The sequence below is a fragment of the Desulfogranum japonicum DSM 18378 genome (genome assembly GCF_000429945.1).
Lineage (GTDB): Bacteria > Desulfobacterota > Desulfobulbia > Desulfobulbales > Desulfobulbaceae > Desulfogranum > Desulfogranum japonicum.
Genome location: NZ_AUCV01000069.1, coordinates 1 through 20466, shown reverse-complemented (window position 1 = coordinate 20466; position 20466 = coordinate 1). Strand labels below are relative to the sequence as shown.

Sequence of the window (20466 nt, the reverse complement as noted above, 5' to 3'; positions counted from 1 at the left end):
TTGGCATTTTATGATTTTCCAGCTCCTCATTGGCAGCACATTCGAACGTCCAATCCAATAGAATCTACGTTTGCCACAGTACGCCTGAGAACAGCTAAAACAAGAGGATGCGTTTCCAGGCGTACCATATTATCCATGGTGTTTAAGCTCGGCCAAAGCGCCCAAAAGAAATGGCGTCGATTACGAGGATTCAAGCTGCTTGCAGATGTAGTACGCGGGGTAGAGTTCAAAGATGGGGAGAGAGTTGTACCGATAGAAGAAAGCGGGCTCGACAGGATCGTCAATGTTTAGGAATGATTCTTCGAACACCAGACTTGACTATAACTCGCAGGGGTGACGGGTACGTTTGAAAAAAACTATAGTGTTTACAGGCATTTATGTGAAACGTGAGACATCCCTGAGAAGGCTGGTGCAGCGTATAGGGTTATATGTAAGCCCAGACTGATCGAGGAAAGACCTGGTGCGTTGTGAGAAGTTACCTTGTAATTTTACCATTTCTTTACATACATATTTCCCATTATTCGTATACACTACATGTAACTGCAGGGTAAACAAAATAGGAATAGATCTTATCTGTATGACCAGGGGCAATTACACTCTGATATGTTGGTAAAATTTAATTGCTTGATTTTTCAAGAGGTAGGATGGAGGGTAAAGAATACCAATGGTTACATTATTTTCATTCGCTGGTAAGAAAAAAATGGATAAATGGTAAATCATTCGTCAAAAAATTTTGAAAAATTTTATTTCCCCCCCCATAATGATAGTAACCGTTCGATCAGCCAACCCGTGATCGTCAGTTTGGCTGTCCACCCGATCAGCACGTGAGATTGGTATGAGCTTTGTTTTTACCATGATTATTTAAGAACGGTGATGCTATGGGAGGATAAATTACAGCTTGGTCGAGAGCAGGAGTATCAGAGGAATGCAGGACCCAAAAAATAAAGTAATAGACGGATTTTCCCTGGAAAATATCCTTCAGATTTCTTCCTTGGAAAATAAGTCGCAAACAATGCGCATCAGTACCATTGATCGTTTAGGTTACCTTTATCTTGAAAATGGTGATCTGATTAATGCTCGTTGTGGTGAGTTGAATGGGTATGATGCGGCCATTGAAATTTTGTGTTGGGATAATGTTCAGATACAGATCAGTGAGTTGAATGAACATGTCAGAAATATAGACGTATCCCTTATGAAAATTTTGCTAAAAGCAGGCAAAATACGGGATGATCGTCAGAGCGAAATTCATGAGCAGGGGATTGATCTGCTGGATCAGGCAATTGAAGATGCAGAATCTCTACAATATAAGAAAGCGCATCAAAACCTGGTTTTATACTTAAAAAAACATAAAGATAATGTTGCCGGATGGATATGGTATTCGAGAATACACAGTAAGCTTGATGTGATGAAAAAGGCGCTGGATGTCGCCTACCGAATCAGTCCAAATGATCCGTTTGTTATTGAAGAGCGAGATAAATATTTTACTTCTGTAGAAAGATTGACAGGCGGTAAAATTCGTAAATGTCTCTTCTGTTGGACAGCCTTGGATATTAAAACCCATCAGTGCCATCATTGTAAGGGATTTCTTAATATATCGCGACAGGCCCTTGAAGCCAAGGTGCAGAATCCTGCTCCCTTTAAAACGGCTGTTACCAGATATACGAAAGTCAGCCAGAAATTACCGAGTTTTGCAGCTGCTCACTATTGTCTGAGCCTTGCGTATCTTAATCTTGGAAATTTTACCCAGGCTTTGCACCATCTTGATAAAGTAACAAAATTAGAGCCTCATAAGACAGTCTTTGCCGACCAGTTAAGCCTGTTTATGAATTTCATGGCTTCCAAGGTCGACACAGAAACCGTTGTCGAAGAAGTAGAAACAAATAAAGCATCAAATATTCCTGACAATCGTGAAGGCAGAGCAACCTCAGCTGCTTTACCTGCCGCCAAGAAAACAGTTTTGGTTGTTGAAGATAGTTCAACGGTACGAAAGGTCATTTCCATAGCTCTTGGACGAAACGGCTATGAAATATTGGAAGCCGTGGACGGACTAGAAGCTTTGAGCAGAATGAGCGAACAGCGTCCGGATTTAATTTTGCTTGATGTGGTTTTACCTAAAATGGATGGTTTTAAAATATTGTCCATTATGAAAAGCAATAATGATTTTAAAGATATACCTGTCATTATGTTAACCAGTAAGGATGGGTTTATCAACAAGGTGAAAGGTAAAATGGCTGGTGCAGATGCTTATCTGACCAAGCCTTTTGATCCTAAAAAGATGATTTCTGAAATTGAGAAATACATCTGATATACGTTCAATATTGAACATTGATTTTATTGATAAAGTAGGAGAAAGCCCATGGCGAGAGAAAAAATATTGGTTGTAGATGATAGTCCCACTCAATTGAGTATGATGCGCGCCCCTTTTGAAAAAAACGGGTATGAGGTCATTACTGCGGTGGACGGTGAAGAAGCATTGGCAAAGATTGAGTCAGAGATGCCTACATTGGTAGTTCTTGATGTCATTATGCCAAAGCAAAATGGATTTCAGGTTTGCCGTAAAATAAAAAAAGAGGAATCTACAAAAAATATCAAGGTGATACTGTTAACCAGTAAAAACCAGAAAAGTGATGAATTCTGGGGGAAAAAGCAAGGCGCTGATGTCTATATGACCAAACCTTTTGATGAAGAAGATTTGTATCAGACCGCGATTGGTCTGCTTGAGAAGTAAGTTTGCTGGATTTGCCTTCAGTGATGATTTCGAAATCTGCGCTTACTTGGTTGGAAACGGGTAATCGCAGATTTTGTAGTACATTATACTTATAAAATCGGCCTCTTACGGATATCGGAGTCAATGTTAGGCTCCGAAGAATGTAATCCTGTAGCATAAAGCTACCAGGTAAGCAAACCGTTTCTGGAGAGGCGCTACCTGAAAGACCTCCGAAGAATACAGGGAGTAACCATGTCGTTAGGTGTTACAAAGCAGCATACTGCTGGGGTATCATTGCCACTGCAGACCTTGCTCGCTGACATTGAATCAAAAACATTGCCGTTCCAGGAAGAAACCCTGGAAATTCTAAAAGAAAAGGCGAAGAGCGAGTTTAAGCAAAGAGAGCAGTGTGTAACCTTTCAGGTAGGCAACCAGGAACTGGCCGTCCCGATCCAGGCGTTGCTTGAAGTGGGACAATGTCCACCTGTAATTCCATTACCCAATGTGCCGCAATGGGTACTCGGAATTACCCATATCCGTGGTGACATTATCTCTGTAGTGGATTTTTCTCTCCTTTTTCACCTCAAGCGCTCCAGGCGTGAAAAAAATGAATATTATATACTGCTTCATGCCGAAGGCATAAAAATTGGCTTTGTGGTGGATCGTCTTACCGGTGTTCTTGGTGTTGAAGAAGAAAATAAACAGCGCTTATATCCTGATGATGAGGGGCTGCAAGGCAATGATATCTCATCGTTTATTTCTTTTTTCGTCCAGGCCGGAAATCGTGAGGTGGCGCTCTTGGACTATTCGAAGTTTCTCACTTCACCCATGCTTAATGATCTGGATTTAGACCTGGCGGACTAACCTGGTTTTTGAGCGTAAATGAGACGAATTTGATCGGGTGATAAGGACTCAACATGGATGCTGAAATAAGAACTGAATATCTGGCTGGTTTTCTTGAAGAAGTACGCAGTTATCTCCCTTTATTGCGGGAAGGTATTGGGGAGCTTAAACACAGGCCGGATGATAGCGAAGTTATTGCTGAAATATACAGACTGGTACACATTATCAAGGGAGCTTCTTCTCTTATTGGATTCATGGGCCTGAGCAGGTTATGTGGTGCCATGGAAGCTTTACTTGAAGAAGCAAATGAAGGAAATGTAAAGCTCAGTAAAACCTCGGTTGACACTTTGGGTGTCACCATGAGAGACATTGAACGTTTCATAAATGATGATAGTTCTTTCGATGAAGAAGAAGCGGTTCAGAAGGCTGAGAAGAATTTTACGGAGCTGTTGATCGCAGGGGCTCAGGGTAACGATAGCGCTGTTGATTATGAGGATTCTGGTGAAAGTGCACAGCTGGACATGCCTGATGAAACCTCAGTGTTTGATACCTACTCCAAAGAAGACCAAGCTCTTTTTCTGGCTGAATTTCAGGGCGAGGCTGAAGAGCACCTGCAGGATTTACACCGTGAAATGACTGCGCTAGAGGTGATGGTAAGCTCTAGAACAGATATCTCCGGCACCTTGAAAAGTGTTATTCAAACGTTACGTCGTTCCGTACATACTGTCAAAGGAGCATCCGCTGTTATCGGGTTGTCTGAGTTGCCCAAATATGCGCATGAAGTAGAGGATTTTCTAGACTGGCTCTACGAAGAAAGCAGAATTATTTATCCTGAGCTTGTACACGCTCTCACCATCGTTCTTAATCACTTGAGTAGATTGATTGAGAATCCTACGAGCGCTATTTCGGACCAGGCTATGGAATCTCTCGCTGCTTTAAAGGTTCATATGCGCCAGAGTGTGCCTTCTTCGGGACATAAGGTGCCGCTAGATACCGACGACAGGGCTTCTGAAACAGATTCTGCTTCTGCTGAATGGGAGTTGTATCCTGAATTGCAGGAAGGGTTCCAGGAAGAAGCACGGGAACATATGGAGAGTATAGATCGTGCCGCTCGCCTGCTGGAAGCAGAGGTGACTGATTCCGAATCAATGCTTGCACTGCATAAAGAAGCAGTTAATCAGATCCGTCGGTCTGTCCACACAATTAAGGGCGCTGCTGCTGTCATAGGTCTGCAGCAGGTGGCGACATTTGCGCACTCCATCGAAGATTCTTTGGATTGGCTTTATGAGCGGTGCTATGAGATTAATCCCCAGATTATTCAGCATCTCGCTATAGCCTTGGGTGGACTTGGTCATCTGGTGGATGCGCCCAAATCAAGTATCACTGATCAGGCAACTGCATCACTGGAAGAGTTGGAAAAGGAAGTTCGTTCTGTGGCCATGTCCAGTACTGTTGTAGAATCTCAAGAATCTACCCAGGGATCAGGCAGTCTTCCAAGTGCTCTGGAAGAATATCCCGAGCTCCTGGAAGGATTTCTTGAGGAAGTGCAGGAGCATGTTGAAAGTATTCATCAGGCTGGACAGGTTCTCGAGGCGTCTGTTGATTCACCGGGGCCGATAACCAAAGGTTTACAACAGCCATTGTCTATTATCCGACGCTCGGTGCATACCATCAAAGGTGCTGCAGCAGTGATAGGGTTGGAAAATATCTCAGGTTATGCTCATAAGGTTGAGGATTATCTGGATTGGCTTGCTGAAGAAGCGACACGGATCAATCCTGAAATGATTTCCGCACTCATTCGGACCCTGGACGACCTCAGCGTTCTTGCGGAGAAACCATATGAATCTGTAACTGAAGAGTTTACCAGAGATTTGGAAAAAACCCTTAGTTTTCAGAATGTCCAGGAAACCGTTCCTGACATACAGGAGACTCTACCAGATTTGGATGATGAGCTCCTGGACCTGTTTCAGGAAAAAGAAGATTTGGATACAGTGCTTCTTGAAGAAGAGCCAACCGATCTGTTGGAAGAAGATGTCGATGGAGTGTTGGTGTCTGATTCGGACGAGCTTCTCGAGGGTTTCCACGAAGAAGCTGCTGAACATCTTATGCAGATTAACGAGGTTATCCAGGCCTTGGATGCTGGTATTCAGCAACCTGTTCCGGTAACCGAAGAGCATAAGGACATGCTGAATCAGCTCAGGCGTGCAGTCCATACTTTAAAAGGTGCTGCCGCTGTAACCGGTTTAGATGTTGTTGCTGATTTTTCCCATACTCTCGAAGATACACTTGAATGGCTTGGGGATGAGGCTGCTGAACTGTCACCGGCAATTGTTACATCAATAGCGCAATCATTGGATTTTCTTGCCATACTGATCGAGAAGCCTGAAGAGGGATCTGCTGACAAACAAGAGCGACTCATTCAGGATCTTCATCGAATCCAAAAACAGGCTGTAGCAGCCGAAGTGAAGAAACAACCCAAATTGCGGCCCAAGGTAAAACAGCCTGAGGTTGAAGAGAATCCTGCTGCAGTACTGGAAAGAAATGTACAGAAAACCATTCGTGTAAACGCAGACCATGTTGACCACATGGTTCACTTGGCTAATGAGCTGCTGGTGGGTGTGAGTGCGTTTGATCTCAGAATGACTATTTTACGAGAAACATTAGCTGAACTTGAGCTGTCTCGTAATCGACTGAAAGATATAGCCCTTGAATTAGAAAAGAATTTTGAGGTCAAGGCTCTGGATGATCTCGGTAAAACTCTGCATAGAATCAGGGAAACCGTAGAGGAACCTGCCCAAGAATCCGCTGGTGATGATTTTGATACCCTTGAGCTTGACAGGTATACCCAACTGAATCTGACTATTCGTTCCATGAATGAGGCGGCCATCGATGTTGGTGCTATTCATGGCAACCTTGGCATGATTTATGGCGATCTTGACGGTGATATCAGCCGTCAGCGGCGCAATGCAAGAGAACTACAGTTACAACTCGCTCGAACCCGGATGAGTCCGATGGCCACAGTCGTGCCTCGCTTGAGTCGAACAATGCGTGATGTGGCGCAGAAGCTGGATAAACGGGTCCGCCTCACTGTTCAAGGAGAGGACGTTGAACTTGATAGGGTAGTTTGGGAGAAGCTCGCTGATCCTTTTATGCACCTGATCCGCAATGCTGTGCATCATGGAATTGAGTCCAGAGAAGAACGACTACGCAAGAATAAATCTGAAATGGCCAATCTGACCATTGCAGCCGAACGTAAGGGGAACTCGGTTGTCATACGTGTCGGTGACGATGGCAGTGGTATTGATTTTGAGTTGATTCGTAGCAAGGCGCGAAAACAAGGAATTATAAAAGCCTCTGATCAGCTGTCTGAAAAAGAGCTGATGGACTTAATTTTCCTTCCAGGTTTCAGCACCAAAGAAGTCAGTGAAATTTCAGGGCGCGGCGTGGGGATGGACGTTGTCAAGGCGAATATTCATGCATTGCAGGGCAACATCAATATAGAGACGACTCCAGGTGAAGGCACTACCTTTGTTATTACTTTGCCTCTCACAATGGGGCTTGTCCGCTCCTTGTTGGTTAAATCCGGGGCTTATACCTACGGTATTCCTCTCAGCGATATCAGAGAAATTGTCCGGGTTGATCATGGGGATATAAATTTTGATGATAAAATTCTGAGAAAGGACGAAGAGGAGCTACCCTTTCATGTATTGGAAAGCCTGCTTGGACAGGCTGTTCCTCATATCTTGACCGATGAAGAAGAAAAGACGCTCATTCTGGTGATAGACGTCCATGGTAAACCCGCAGGGCTGGCTATCTCAGAAATTATCGGGCAACAGGAACTGGTTATACGAGACCTTGGTACACATCTGCATAACGTACAGGGGATATCCGGTGCTGCTATTCTTGGTGACGGTGGTCTGGTCCCGGTTCTGAACATGGCTGAACTGGCTACCCAGGAAACTATTAGCCTGACGCTGCATGCACCGGCAGAAGAGTTGACGCCATTGACTATCCTGATTGTGGACGACTCCATCTCCGTTCGCCGTGTCGTAGGCCGATTGGTAACCGGGCAGGGATGGAAGGCTGTGGAGGCCAAAGATGGTGCGGATGCAATGGAACAACTTGAGACGTTGAGACCGGATCTTATTTTCCTGGATGTTGAAATGCCTCGGATGAATGGATATGAATTCCTGGCGAAGCTGGCCTATCTGACCGATAAAAAAGATATCCCAGTTGTTATGCTCACATCGAGAACATCTGCGAAACATCGTGATAAAGCTATAAATCTCGGGGCCAGTGGATTCCTGAATAAGCCGTATAAAGATGAAGAACTTGTCAATATAGTTGAGAAATTGACAAGCAAAAGAACATATCAAAAGAGAGAAAGGGCTGCTGAGGCGTCAGCTGTGTAACAGGTGGCAACTGTGGGTATGGCGGACTTATTTGATAGATCCAGAATAAGAGAGATTTAAACAGTATGAGTGTACAGAAACAGAAAACCGTCTCAGGTGTCTATGTGCTCTATTTGGGCATGGCAGCAAAACCGCTCTATGCGGTGTTCACCCAAAGTCAGGTCGTAGAGGTATACAGGCACTTGTCTGTTACTCCCCTGGGTGGTGAATTTCACTTTCTGCAAGGTGTTACCAATATATATGGGACGCAGGTGCCGGTTGTCTCGCCAGTCGCACTGTTTGGTTTGCCTACTGAGGAAAAAGTGATTGCTCAGTATATTGCCATTCGGTCGGCAACGGTGCATCCCCATACAGGCAAGAATATGCAAGTAGTGCTGACCAGTGATGGCAAATTACAGTCAGCCAGCCGTATGTCTCTCGGTCTCGATGCTTTAACTGCCCCAGTATCATTTCCCGGCGGCCTTTCCAATGTTTCTCTGATCAACGCGACCTATGAAACGGAAGAGCATGTGATTATGGTTATTGATGTGGATCAGCTTGTACAAAAACTGGCCACCATTGAACAATTGTACATTCCTTCGGGGGAGACTGTAGCGGCATGATGCTTAACCAATCCATGCTCAATAATGGTATTCGGATTATTTCCAAACAGATGCCCTCGGTCCGCTCCTTTTCCATAGGGTTTCTTTTTGATGCAAGTCCTGCTCATGAAGCAACAGAAAAGAACGGTGTCGCACATTTGACCGAACATCTCATGTTTAAAGGCACCCGTAACAGGCAAGGGGAGGAGATCGCCCGCTTGATGGATTCCACGGGTGGCAGCATGGGTGGTTTCACCACAAGGGATTATACCTGTTATTCGGCTACTGTTTTAGATGATTATCGGACTTATGTTATCGATGTCATGGGAGATATGTTCATTAACTCTCTTTATGAAGAAGAGAGTGTTGCCAGGGAAAAAGATTCCATTGGTTATGAACTGGCAGAGGCCGCTGATAGACCTGATATCCTTGCCCATGAAAACCTGAAGGAGCATATCTGGCTTGGTCATCCGTTGGGAAGGTCCATTGGTGGACGTATTGCCGATGTAAAGAGGTTGACGCGTCAGGATGTAAAGGACTTTGCTGAAAATTGTTACGCCGGCAATCGCCTCATTATTGCAGCGGCGGGTAATTTGCAGCATTCAGATCTGGTTGAGAATATTAACGATGTCATGTGGAGCATGAAAGCTGGAGATAGAGGTTTTACTGTTCCGGCTCCACCTGTTTTTCGACCAGGAGGGGTTGTTGCCCATCAGAATGTCGGACAGACATACTTTTCCATCGGCGTACATGCTGCTCCTTATGCAGATCGTTACAGGTATCATATTCACCTGTTGACAACCATCTTTGGAGGAGGCGTAAGTTCTCGACTTTTCTATCAATTGCGCCAACGTTTGGGGCTGGTTTATGATGTTGGAGCAGAATATCAAGCGTATAGAGATGATGGACTTATAGTTATTGAAGGTGCGACGACGCCTGAATTACTTGAGCGCGTTGTCTTTTTAATATTTGAAGAGCTTGAAGGGATCGCAACAGGAGAAAAAGCGATTACTGAAGAGGAATTGTGGATTGCAAAGATGCAGCTGAAAGGTCAACAACTGTTAGCATCTGAAAGTTCACAGTCCTGTATGAGTAGCCTGTTAACTCAGGTATTTTATTTTGGACGATACATCCCGCCTGACGAAATTGTGGAACAGATTGATGCCATTACGGTTGAAGATCTCAACAAGGTCGCTCAGGAGGTTGTAAAACAAGGCATGGCGCTGGCTGCCATGTCTTTTGCTGGTGCTGGTGAATCGGAAGGACACAACGAACAGATTCTCCAGAAAATATATCATCGATATGACATTAGGAGTATGTAATGGCCCTCAACGAAACAATCAAACGGAATTGGATTGAAACCCAGAAAAAACATGATGTACCGGTCAATGCTCTAGGCGTGAAAATTGATCCTAAAGATAAAAAGACCATGAAAGTGTGGAAAGAAGAAGCCATAGATAAATTTCTGAAAAAATAAGAGCTGTATTTCTCTCTGATTCCATGCCAGGGGAGCCTTAAAAGTCGGGCAGATGTAACCATTATGCAGACTTGGTATTAAAGGAGGCCCCTGGCATCTTGCATCAGAGGACATGGAGGAAAGATGGATAGACAGGGATTGACTTCAACGATTCGCGGTAAGCTGGGGCTGGCATTTTTTGCTATGATCGTCCTTACCCTGGTTGTTGGCGGTATTGCTTTTTTCTCTCAGCAGGCGGCAAGAACAACTATTAATAGGGTTGTTGACGTTGAGGCTCAGATTGCCCGACTGGCACTGCAGACAGGCTCCCTTTTGAAGACTGCGGAAGGAAATGAGAAGGACTTTTTTCTTTACTATAAGTCCATTGGTATTCAGGAGGCCAAGGAGCAATATTCTAACCAGGCATTGGTACATTCTGGTCAGGTATATAATCTGCTGACAGAAATTTTGGAACTTGTCCCTCAAGAGGGAAGAGCTGCTGTAGATGAAGCTATTGCTGCTGCAACTGAATATACAGATTCTTTTCTGGCCACCATTGATATTATTGAACTTCGCGAGGATCCGACATTTGGTGAGTTGACCAAATTGAATGAATCCATTGAAGCTGTTCAAAATAGCATTGGTCAAGTCGGTAGCCTGAAGGTAAATGATCTTTTTTACAGGTTAAACGGATTTGTTCAGCAATATATTTTTGTGCCTTCAGATGAAACCTATACAAAGATTCAGGAGAGTCTTGCAGAGTTGAAAGAAGCTGCCAAAGGTGCGGGGCAGGATGCTGCCACCCAGAATGCGCTTGCAGCTAATATTACAGAGCTTGATAAATGGCTCACTGAGGTCCATAACACAGATAAGACCATTGCCGAACGTACGGCTGCCTACCGAGCTGCTCTTGCGACGACAGAGCCAGTTATTGAAGGTTTGCTGAGTAAAGCCGCAGCCAGTGAGACACAGGCTGTCACAGCCATGGAGCAAAAAACACAGTTTTTGCTCTATCTGATTATTGGTGTTATTGCGCTTGCTGTGCTTATCGGTATTCTCCTTGCTATTGTCATGAGCCGTGGTCTCACCCGCCAGGTGGATAACATCATGGATCTGTTTAGTGAGGTTGGTATGGGTAACTTCGATGCCAGGACTGAAGTGGTCAGTAGTGACGAGCTTGGTACCATGGCAACAACGCTGAATGCTATGCTCGACAATATCACTATTCTTATCCAGAGTCAGGATGAGCGTGATCAGATTCAGGAATCCATGATGAAACTGATGGATGAGATCAGTGCACTTATGGACGGTGATTTAACAGGTCGTGCTGAGGTGACTGAAGATATTACAGGTGCCATTGCTGACTCCTTCAACACTATGGCCGAACAGTTCAGTGATATTATTCGTCAGGTAAAAAACGCTACTGCTTCGGTTGACGATACATCTGCCGATGTTACCAAACTTACTTTGAATCTTGCAGATAAGAGTCTGGCCCAGAGTGAGCAGGTACGTAGCGCCATTGAATCCATCGATAGAATGGCAGAATCCATTCGCGAAGTATCCGGTCATGCTGTCAAATCAGCACAAGTATCCGACCTTTCCCGTGAACATGCGAAGGAAGGTGCTGAAGCGGTGTTGAAAACCAATATGGCTATGGATGAAATCAGGGAGCAGATCAATGAAACAGCCCGGTCCATTAAGCGACTCGGTGAAAGTTCCCTTGAGATTGGTAATGTGGTGCAGATTATTCATGATATCGCAGATCGAACTTCCATCCTCGCCTTGAACGCCTCTATTCAGGCCGCCATGGCCGGTGATGCCGGGCATGGTTTTGCCGTTGTTGCTGAAGAGGTTCAGCGTCTTGCTGAGAGTTCCACCAATTCGACCAAGCAGATTGATAACCTGGTAAAAAGCATTCAGACAGAGATCAAGGATGCAAGTAACCGTATGGATGAAAGTATCTCCAAAGTGGTCCAGGGAACAAAGCTTGCAGATAATGCCCATGAAAAACTTCAGGAGATTGAACGTGTTGCCGATCAGATGGCGACATTGATTGACTCCATTACTACTGCTGCTACACGTCAGGTACAGGTATCTGAGGTGATTACCTCCAACATGCAGGAAGTTGGGCACGTGAGTGAAGAGACCTCAAAGGCCTCTCAGGAAACCGCGAATCTGATGAATATGCTGAGTGATACGGCTCACAGACTTCGTGAAGCTGTTGAAACCTTTAAGGTCGATTCTACAGCAAACGCTTAATCTGTATTACCTGTCTTTTCTCCATATAGCCCGTTGCCTGCAACGGGCTATATATTCTAATAAGCAGTTCTGAATACCTGAGGTAATTTGCTGAGGCAATATGATGGGGATTCATCATGCCGGTTTCGCAACAGGAAGCAGGTTAAGGAATGATATGTACGTTGGGTGTACGCTATGAAAGTTACAACTTGTTTCACTATGATACTGGTATGCTCAGCTTTACTGTTGCAGCAAGCCAGCGCAGCAGGACCTATTGTTATAGGTTTTGACTTACCCCTTACAGGTGACTTGGCTGCAGTAGGTAAGAGTTCTCAAATGACAGGTCAACTTATCCATAAACAGCTCAATGGTGTTTTAAAGGTAGGGGGACAGGAGTATGAACTGTCTTTTATCTATGAGGATAATAAAACTTCGCCATCCAGTGCTACCAGGGCAGCGTTACACTTGATAACAAGAGAAAAAGCATTGGGAATTATTGGCCCGCTAAGTAGTAGCCAGGCTGTTCCCACCGGTGGTGTTGCAAATTCATTTTCTACGGCGATGATTTCACCTTGGTCCACTGCATTGGACACGACCTTGAACAGGCCATTTGTGTTTCGAAGTTGCGTACTTGACCCTATACAGGGGGCTGCATTGTCATCTTTTGCCGGCGATAGTCTTGCTGCTGAAAAGGCAGCGGTTCTCTATGATATTGTAACTACTTACCCCAGAACGTTGGCTAATTCTTTTAAAGATACGTTTGAAAAAGATCACGGTGCTGGCAGTGTCGTTGCATTTGAAGAATTTAGAGCCGGGGATAAGAATTTTAGTCAGCAACTCGCCCGCATTGTCAATTCAGGAGCTGATGTATTGTTTGTGCCCCAGTATTATTACGAAATACCAGGCATTGTACAACAGGCACGGGATGCTGGATGGTCCAAGCCTATATTCGGGGCCGACGCCTGGGCAGGAGGGGATCTTATGGCTGAATGCGGTGAGTTATGTAAAGGTCTCTTTTTTTCCGCACATTTTGCTCCACATGGGGTAACCGGTAAAGCAAAAGAGTTTGTTGAACTTTATGAAAAGGAATATGGAGTCCTGCCCGATGAAGTTGCTGCTCTAACCTGGGATTCTGTACAGGTTATGCTTCTGGCCATACAAGCTACAGAGGGATTAAGTGGAAATATTCTGGAAGATAGAAAAAAAGTAAAAGACCAAATTGTGGCAATCAAAAATTATGATGGAGTGACCGGTACGATATCTCACAAAAGCGATGGTAATCCAGATAGATGTGTAGCTATAATACAAATTGGGGAAGATGGGTTATTTTCACAATATAAATCCATTTGTCAGTAAGGTGTGTATTTATCTATAGATATGTTCTGCAGTTGGTGAATACAACGGCCAAGAATAATTGCTTACAGGGTGTTTGCGGTTTTTTCACGTAAGCTTGCATGGGATATTGGATCATAAGTCAGCCAGGGTGAGCGCGGAAGAATCAGTCTCACTGTGAACAGTTACTGGGCATAATGTGTTTTTCCGGCTGGTCTTCTTGTCGAAATCTTGTGTTTCTAGGAGCCATGCCAGGCAGATGTAATGTAATTCAGTTCTACAAATATTTTTTAATATATATGATGGGATCTGTAAGCAGGGTAAAATCTGAGCAGTTCTAGCGTGAAATGAACTTCGTCTCTCCAGGTCTGCAATACCGGAGCGACAGGGGATGGGGACGACAACTTAACTTTCAGGTGTGTACTATGAGATTGAAAACTTGTTTTTGTGCTGCTCTGGCGTGTTTGGGACTGACTACGCCAGGTAGTTGGGCTGCGGACACCATAAAAATTGGTTTTGATATTCCGTTGACCGGTGAATTTGAAACTGTTGGTGCTGAGTCTAAAAATGCGGGTGAACTTATAAAAAAACAATTGGATAAAGCCGGTGGCTTTGATATAGACGGTAAAAAGTATGCTGTGGAATTTGTTTATGAGGATAATAAAACCTCTTCTCCTGGTTCCACAAGTGCTGCACTGAAACTCATTACCAAAGACAAAGTGCTGGGGATTATTGGGCCTTTGAGCAGTAAACAAGCTGTTCCCACAGGTGGAGTTGCCAACTCTTTTTCCACACCAATGATTGCAGCATGGTCTACCTCACCGCTGACTACCCAAAATCGTCCATTTGTTTTTCGCAGTTGCATGGTGTTGACACAGCAGGGGCCTGCACTTACGCAATTTGCAGGAAAAGAGTTTGGCGCTAAAAAGGCAGCAGTTCTTTATGATATTGTCAGTGCGTACCCGCGTACCATGGCCAATAATTTTAAAGGGGCCTTCGAAAGTGTTCATGGAGAGGGGTCTGTGGTGGCCTTTGAGGAATTCAGAAGTGGTGATACCGATTTCAGCAAACAGTTGGATAATATCGTTTCATCTGGTGCAGATGTTCTTTTTACTCCTCAGCACTATTATGAAATTCCTCTCATTGTGAAGCAGGCAATTAAAAAAGGTTGGAAAAAACCGATCATTGGTGCCAATGCAATGGCCGGCGGTAATTTTGTGGATGAGTGCGGTGATGCCTGTAAAGGGCTCTTTTTTTCCGCGCATTTTGCTGCAGGTGGGGTAACCGGCAAGGCAAAGGAATTTGTTGATCTTTACAAACAGGAATTTGGGGTTTTGCCCGGTGAAGTGGCTGGTCTTACCTGGGATGCTACCCAGATTATGCTCCAGGCTATCCAGAATGCCAAAGGTTTGACCGGCAATCTTTTGGAAGATAGGAAAAACATCAAAGATCAGCTTATTGTGCTGAAAAATTATGAAGGTGTCACGGGTAAATTAAGTTTTGACGCCAGTGGTGACCCTCAAAGATGTGTCGCCATTATCCAAGTGGACGACCAAGGGGAATTCACTTTGTATGAGTCTATATGCCCATAAAGTAGGCTGTCTGGTCATTGAAAAGATATCGTTGAGAGTACTGGACATGATTTGACCAGTATGTTCAAGTGAAAATAAAAAAGGTCGCCCTAACCGGCGACCTTTTTTATTTATAGGGTAACCTGCTCATAGCACACCTGATTTTTTTCCGATAAGCCTGACTTATGTATGACCCAATACGCTGCACCGGCTTGCTTGCGAAGACCTCAGGCACCCTCTAACCAGGCACAACTGTGACATACTTTTAAGCTCATTCGTCTCCCCTGTGAGTAGTTTCTTTATAGGTTACATTGCCTTTTTGTAAAATAAACATAGCAGGAACGATAAAAAGAATTCCGAGCATTGTTTGGGCTGAAGGGAGTCCATGGCCAAGAGACCAGTCTATACCTGCAATAAGTGGTGGGTAGAGATAGGAATATGCCATTACCCTTGTTGGACCAAGGTAAAGGGTAGCCCATTGGTTAATAAAAAAGGTGATGATAGTTGTAAAGATGGCGAGATAGGCTATCCCAAGCAACACTTTCACGCTGATGTTTTGCCAAGGGAAAGTTAGTATATTGTGTCCGGTCAAGAGAAGAAGCCATCCACAACCACAAACGAGAATCCAGAAGGTCATTACAGCCATGGTTTCTCCTTTATGAAATAGACGGATTAAGGGAGTATATAATGCCATAATCAGGCATCCGCCCAAGAATATGAGGTCTCCTTGATTCAGATGCAGCGTCAAGATGTCTAATGGATGGCCCTTGAAGACTACCCAGGTGGCACCAAACATGGCAGGAAATATGGCTGCAATGCGCGTTATTCCTAAATGTTCTCGTAAGATAATGGCGCTGTATAAACCTGAAATAGATGGAACAAGGGTATAAATCACTCCGGTATGCAACGCTGTCGTATATCTGAGCGATAGGAACATAAGGTAAAAGAAGCCTACAAGGGTTCCACTAATTAAACTATAACCCAAGAGTGATCGTACTGGCGGTATTTTAAGGCCTTGTTGTCTATATACGATTGGCAAGAAGAGAAGTACTGCCATCAGAAAACGTAAAAAGGTAATGTAAGCCGGATCAAGATCAGCAGCTATCGCTTTGCCAACAGTGAATGATGTTGATACGAGGAAAGCACAGCAAAGCATAAGAGCATGTACTGTCCATCTGCGTGGTTCTGTTGATGTCATAAAAGCAAAAATAGGGCTATGAAATAATTACATGAACTGGAACTGTTCAACAATGATGAGTGTTGATCAACTTGAGGTTAGCGTAGATATCGAGGTCGGGATAAGGGTCACGGAAGAAATATATTATCCAATCTTGCTTGTCTTTCAACTCGGTAACGTGGTCGCGTCAATGGCTCAATACGGCCAGTATGGGACCATTGACGCGACTACGTTAGCAAACCGGTATCCTATGCAATTTTTGGATATGTAGTATTTTCCGCGACCCTAAAAGATATCGCACGTCTTAAAGTTGAGCAAAAATCGTCAGGTATGGACAGACTCCTAGCTAAAAACGTTTTGTGTAGCCTTTAACTGATATTTTCCCAGAGCGTTAGAACTTGCTGGTACACTTGAGAACGTGGTAAATTCAAATCCTGGGAAATTGCCTGTACGGTGTCACGAAGACTTGCCTGCTGTTCTGCTTTATACCATTTGACTAGTTGTTCCAGATTATCTGGTTTTGGCTCTTGCGTGGCTACTGCACCTTCTACAATTACAACTAACTCTCCCTTAACTGTACCAGAGGTCTTCTCTATAAGCTCAGAGAGAGCCCCATGCAGGCATTCTTCATGTATTTTTGTCAATTCACGAAAAAGCAGTGCCTGTCTTTCGCCGAAGATTTGAAGTATATCCTTAAGCGTGTTGTTGATGCGATGGGGCGATTCGTAAAAGATAATGGGGTAGGGCAAGTTGGTAAAAGCACTGAGCCAACCTCTTCTCGTGCTCTTTTTTGAAGGGGGAAATCCTGCGAACAGAAAAGACGTGTCTGTAAGTCCTGCGACGGAAAGTGCTGCTGCCAAGGCAGATGGACCTGCAATGGCACGAATGGGAACCCCCATATTTCTAGCTTTTTTTACTAGAACAGCGCCTGGATCAGATAAACCAGGTGTGCCAGCATCTGAAACCAGGGCGATATGTTCACCCTCCAGCAAACGTCCTATCAATACCTCAGAACGCTCCTGTTCTTTTTCACGATAATAGCTGAACAAAGGGGTGGATATACCGAAGGCAGAGCACAGTTTTCTGGTATGTCTCGTATCTTCACAGGCAATGAGGTCAACTTCAGCTAGTGTGGCACAGGCACGTTTGCTTAGGTCATCTAAGTTGCCGATGGGTGTCGCTACTATATAGAGGGTGCCTGGAGAACCGGATTTTGTTATTGGTGTCTGCTGCATATTTTCCATGGGATAAGTTTGTGATTATGGTATGAAAAGGGCATCATATTGACTCATTGTACATAAAGAGTTGCCTCGCAAAGCCATTTTTTCATTGGCCTGGCGGTGGCATCTCTGATTGCAGCAGAATCGAATATACTTAAAGTTCAATCATGGTCAAGAACAGATTGTTATGATGCCAGAAAATAGTCAGATCGCTACCTTTGTACTAGATATTTCACAATTGCACAGTGCCTGTAATCGTCTGAAACAACTTGAATTGGTCGACTTGGACGAATACCTGTCAGCGGAACGTGCACTTTTTCGTCAGGGAGAGGGTTTAGTGGAACCTGTTTCTGCCAACAAGGCACTGCTGGATTTGGCTAATATTAAAACAACAGATCAAATACTACCTCTTTTTAATGATGTTGAACATGATGATACAAATATCTTGATTCAGCAACTTATTTCAACCCTGCTCAAAGAGATAGAATCTATTTCTTTTGAATATGTGATAAAATCAGGTGTCCTGCAGAAATTCTTACAGATATATGGAGATTCCTATCAAAAAAAGGGAAAAGGATTTGTGTACTTTACGGTAATTGATATTTCTAAACGAAAAAAGCAATTGATTGAAATGCACGAATCAATGGAAAAATATCAATTGTTAATGGCTTCATACACCGATGCTATTATTATTATTGATGCAAACAGTGGAATTATCCAGGAGGTCAATCCTATGGCTATGACACTGTTTGGAAAATCTGAACATGATCTGATAGGTAGTAATCATTTATCTTTGTATGTTCAGGAAGATAAATCAAAATATCTGCAATATTACGAGGAGCAAATAACCGATAAAAAACAAAGAGATTCTCTAGATATTTTAATTTCGAATAATGAAGGCGTAATTCCTGTTCAAATTACATTAAGTAGTGCAGTCACTGACACTAAGCATATGGTACAGGTGACATTTCATGATCTGCGAAGTCGGTTTAAATTGGAAGAGCGGCGAAGGTTGTTGGCCACAGCTGTTGAACAGGCAGCTGAATCGGTTATGATTACCGATCCGCATGGCAACATCGAATATGTCAACCCTGCATTTGAGGATATCACAGGGTACGAGTTATCAGAAGTGGTCGGCAAAAACCCAAGAATACTGAAAAGTGAAGTTGCCTCTTCTATGCAAAATAATCTCCTATGGCAAGAGATATCTGGAGGAAAGGTATGGCGAGGAACATTTACAAACAAAAAAAAGGATGGAACCCTTTACAAGGAAGAAGCAACCATTACTCCAGTAAAAGATGATAAGGGGCAAATTCAACATTTTGTTGCGGTTAAGCGTGATATTACCAAACAATTAATTCTGGAAAAACAAATCAGGCAATCTCAGAAAATGCAGGCAATTGGTACCTTGGCTGGAGGTGTGGCCCATGATTTCAATAATATCCTCACAGCAATATTAGGATATGCAGAGTTGACTCAGGTTCTATGCCAGAAAGATACGGTTATGTTTGATAATTTATCAGAGATTATCAAAGCATCGGAACGCGCTGGAAAGCTTATTGATCAAATTCTCCAATTTAGTCGACAAGGTGAAAAGAGTATCTCGAATTTGCAGATCGATTTAATTATCAAGGAAGTTTTGAAATTACTTAGAGCAAGTTTGCCGGCAAATATTGATATCTCTTCTAATTTACAACAGGGGGTAATGGTCAAGGCTGATCCAACGCAGATACATCAGGTTATAATGAATCTTTGCACAAATGCGTACCAGGCACTCGGTGATGATGGAGGCGAAATTGCCATTAGTCTGGAAACCGTAGAGATTACAGCACGGCGTGGTGTTGAAATAGGTAATATTTCTGCAGGCTCATACGCCAAGCTGACAGTAAGTGATAATGGGGTCGGTATACCTGAGGAATATCTTACAAGAATTTTTGAGCCTTATTTTACTACAAAGAGTGTCAATCAGGGCACTGGATTAGGGTTATCCGTTGTACATGGTATTATTAATGATCACTGTGGTGCTGTAAATGTTGAATCTGCACCTGGAAAGGGAACAAAATTTTCTCTGTATCTTCCTGAAGCCGAGCCAGAGCAGACAGAGCAGGGCAGGGGAGCAGTGAAGCCTGTATTTGCAGGAGGTCGTATTTTAATTGTGGATGATGAGCCACCCATTGTGAATTTCCAGACACAGGTTCTAGAGCATTTAGGCTATCATGTTGATGCTTTTACAAGGAGTAAAGATGCTGTAGTACGTTTTAATCAGGAAAATGGAAAATATGATCTGGTCATTAGTGATATGGGAATGCCGGAAATCACCGGTTTACAATTGTTTGAAGAATTTACACAAATCAATCCCCAGGTAAAGGTTCTTCTGTGCACAGGATTCAGTAAACTGGTCACCCGGGAAAATGCAACGGAACTGGGCTTGGCCGGGTATTTGGCCAAACCATTTAATGCTGAAGAGCTTGCCATTGAAGTGAGCAGAATTCTTCACGGAGAAAAATTACAAACTTGAAGTTTATCCACATTTGTTGATTTGAGGTGGTTGGAAGCAGGTTGGTATATGATTCGGCAGGCTATAGGCAAAAAAAAAACCGCTTTAAGGAAATCCCTTAAAGCGGTTTTGAAAAAAGAGTCGGCAGCGACCTACTCTCCCACATAGTCACCCATGCAGTACCATCGGCGCTGAAGAGCTTAACTTCCGTGTTCGGAATGGGAACGGGTGGGTCCTCTTCGCTATGGCTACCGAAAAATCTATGTAAAGTCATAACAATTAAAATAGCAGGGTAAACTTTGTTTACAAAAGGATATGGTTAAGCCTCACGGCTAATTAGTATCGGTTAGCTCCATGCATTACTGCACTTCCACACCCGACCTATCAACGTTGTAGTCTCCAACGAGCCTTGAGGTACCTAAAGGTACGGGA

14 protein-coding genes, 2 rRNA genes and 1 pseudogene are annotated in these 20466 nt (G+C 43.7%); 13 read left to right on the top strand and 4 right to left on the bottom strand.

Annotated features, from left to right (window positions below):
• From G493_RS30595 to G493_RS0121175, 11 genes and pseudogenes are all read left to right on the top strand, one after another.
• Positions 1-291 (top strand): annotated as a pseudogene (locus tag G493_RS30595) (IS256 family transposase); the annotation flags it as partial.
• 634 nt (positions 292-925) lie between these two features.
• On the top strand, positions 926-2305 hold the full coding sequence (locus tag G493_RS32625) for a response regulator (protein WP_051309737.1): 1380 nt from the start codon (positions 926-928) through the stop codon (positions 2303-2305).
• Between the two features lie 51 nt (positions 2306-2356).
• The gene (locus tag G493_RS0121215; RefSeq protein WP_028581991.1) at positions 2357-2728 is read left to right on the top strand and encodes a response regulator; all 372 of its coding nucleotides are present in this window, start codon (positions 2357-2359) and stop codon (positions 2726-2728) included.
• 231 nt (positions 2729-2959) lie between these two features.
• Positions 2960-3571, top strand: a complete 612-nt coding sequence (locus G493_RS0121210; protein WP_028581990.1) for a chemotaxis protein CheW — start codon at positions 2960-2962, stop codon at positions 3569-3571.
• Between the two features lie 53 nt (positions 3572-3624).
• Complete coding sequence (locus G493_RS0121205; protein ID WP_028581989.1) at positions 3625-7962, top strand: Hpt domain-containing protein; 4338 nt, start codon at positions 3625-3627, stop codon at positions 7960-7962.
• 65 nt (positions 7963-8027) lie between these two features.
• Entirely contained in the window at positions 8028-8564 is a 537-nt protein-coding gene (locus G493_RS0121200; RefSeq protein WP_028581988.1) for a chemotaxis protein CheW, read from the top strand.
• A complete protein-coding gene (locus G493_RS0121195; protein WP_028581987.1) occupies positions 8561-9865 on the top strand; it encodes a M16 family metallopeptidase in 1305 nt (434 codons plus the stop codon). The genes G493_RS0121200 and G493_RS0121195 overlap by 4 nt, the downstream gene beginning before the upstream one ends.
• The gene (locus G493_RS33885) at positions 9865-10020 is read left to right on the top strand and encodes a hypothetical protein (RefSeq protein WP_167332856.1); all 156 of its coding nucleotides are present in this window, start codon (positions 9865-9867) and stop codon (positions 10018-10020) included. Before G493_RS0121195 ends, G493_RS33885 begins: the two co-directional genes overlap by 1 nt.
• Before the next feature lie 123 nt (positions 10021-10143).
• Complete coding sequence (locus G493_RS32620; RefSeq protein WP_051309735.1) at positions 10144-12258, top strand: methyl-accepting chemotaxis protein; 2115 nt, start codon at positions 10144-10146, stop codon at positions 12256-12258.
• Between the two features lie 174 nt (positions 12259-12432).
• Positions 12433-13593, top strand: coding sequence for an ABC transporter substrate-binding protein (locus tag G493_RS0121180; protein WP_028581986.1), 1161 nt, complete (start codon positions 12433-12435; stop codon positions 13591-13593).
• A 401-nt stretch (positions 13594-13994) separates the two neighbouring features.
• Positions 13995-15161: an ABC transporter substrate-binding protein gene (locus tag G493_RS0121175; protein ID WP_028581985.1), complete on the top strand. Its 1167-nt coding sequence runs from the start codon at positions 13995-13997 to the stop codon at positions 15159-15161.
• 250 nt (positions 15162-15411) lie between these two features.
• Here the strand turns inward: G493_RS0121175 and G493_RS34910 are convergent, their stop codons facing one another.
• Positions 15412-16296 (bottom strand): DMT family transporter, encoded by an 885-nt coding sequence (locus tag G493_RS34910; protein WP_051309733.1) that lies wholly within the window; start codon positions 16294-16296, stop codon positions 15412-15414.
• A 73-nt stretch (positions 16297-16369) separates the two neighbouring features.
• Here G493_RS34910 and G493_RS0121165 point away from each other — a divergent pair, with 73 nt between their 5' ends.
• Positions 16370-16588: a hypothetical protein gene (locus G493_RS0121165; protein WP_028581984.1), complete on the top strand. Its 219-nt coding sequence runs from the start codon at positions 16370-16372 to the stop codon at positions 16586-16588.
• A 97-nt stretch (positions 16589-16685) separates the two neighbouring features.
• Here the strand turns inward: G493_RS0121165 and rsmI are convergent, their stop codons facing one another.
• Entirely contained in the window at positions 16686-17552 is an 867-nt protein-coding gene (gene rsmI / locus G493_RS0121160) for a 16S rRNA (cytidine(1402)-2'-O)-methyltransferase (protein ID WP_028581983.1), read from the bottom strand.
• A 172-nt stretch (positions 17553-17724) separates the two neighbouring features.
• Here rsmI and G493_RS30580 point away from each other — a divergent pair, with 172 nt between their 5' ends.
• The gene (locus tag G493_RS30580; protein ID WP_051309731.1) at positions 17725-20055 is read left to right on the top strand and encodes a hybrid sensor histidine kinase/response regulator; all 2331 of its coding nucleotides are present in this window, start codon (positions 17725-17727) and stop codon (positions 20053-20055) included.
• A gap of 118 nt (positions 20056-20173) precedes the next feature.
• Here G493_RS30580 and rrf read toward each other — a convergent pair.
• A 5S ribosomal RNA gene (gene rrf, locus G493_RS0121150) occupies positions 20174-20290 on the bottom strand.
• A 59-nt stretch (positions 20291-20349) separates the two neighbouring features.
• Positions 20350-20466 (bottom strand): 23S ribosomal RNA (locus tag G493_RS0121145); the annotation flags it as partial.

Bases quoted from the DNA above. Each gene is read 5' to 3' on its own strand.
- G493_RS32625 (WP_051309737.1), top strand. From the start codon at position 926: ATGCAGGACCCAAAAAATAAAGTAATAGACGGATTTTCCCTGGAAAAT.
- G493_RS0121215 (WP_028581991.1), top strand. From the start codon at position 2,357: ATGGCGAGAGAAAAAATATTGGTTGTAGATGATAGTCCCACTCAATTG.
- G493_RS0121210 (WP_028581990.1), top strand. From the start codon at position 2,960: ATGTCGTTAGGTGTTACAAAGCAGCATACTGCTGGGGTATCATTGCCA.
- G493_RS0121205 (WP_028581989.1), top strand. From the start codon at position 3,625: ATGGATGCTGAAATAAGAACTGAATATCTGGCTGGTTTTCTTGAAGAA.
- G493_RS0121200 (WP_028581988.1), top strand. From the start codon at position 8,028: ATGAGTGTACAGAAACAGAAAACCGTCTCAGGTGTCTATGTGCTCTAT.
- G493_RS0121195 (WP_028581987.1), top strand. From the start codon at position 8,561: ATGATGCTTAACCAATCCATGCTCAATAATGGTATTCGGATTATTTCC.
- G493_RS33885 (WP_167332856.1), top strand. From the start codon at position 9,865: ATGGCCCTCAACGAAACAATCAAACGGAATTGGATTGAAACCCAGAAA.
- G493_RS32620 (WP_051309735.1), top strand. From the start codon at position 10,144: ATGGATAGACAGGGATTGACTTCAACGATTCGCGGTAAGCTGGGGCTG.
- G493_RS0121180 (WP_028581986.1), top strand. From the start codon at position 12,433: ATGAAAGTTACAACTTGTTTCACTATGATACTGGTATGCTCAGCTTTA.
- G493_RS0121175 (WP_028581985.1), top strand. From the start codon at position 13,995: ATGAGATTGAAAACTTGTTTTTGTGCTGCTCTGGCGTGTTTGGGACTG.
- G493_RS34910 (WP_051309733.1), bottom strand. From the start codon at position 16,296: ATGCTTTGCTGTGCTTTCCTCGTATCAACATCATTCACTGTTGGCAAA.
- G493_RS0121165 (WP_028581984.1), top strand. From the start codon at position 16,370: ATGAACTGGAACTGTTCAACAATGATGAGTGTTGATCAACTTGAGGTT.
- rsmI (WP_028581983.1), bottom strand. From the start codon at position 17,552: ATGCAGCAGACACCAATAACAAAATCCGGTTCTCCAGGCACCCTCTAT.
- G493_RS30580 (WP_051309731.1), top strand. From the start codon at position 17,725: ATGATGCCAGAAAATAGTCAGATCGCTACCTTTGTACTAGATATTTCA.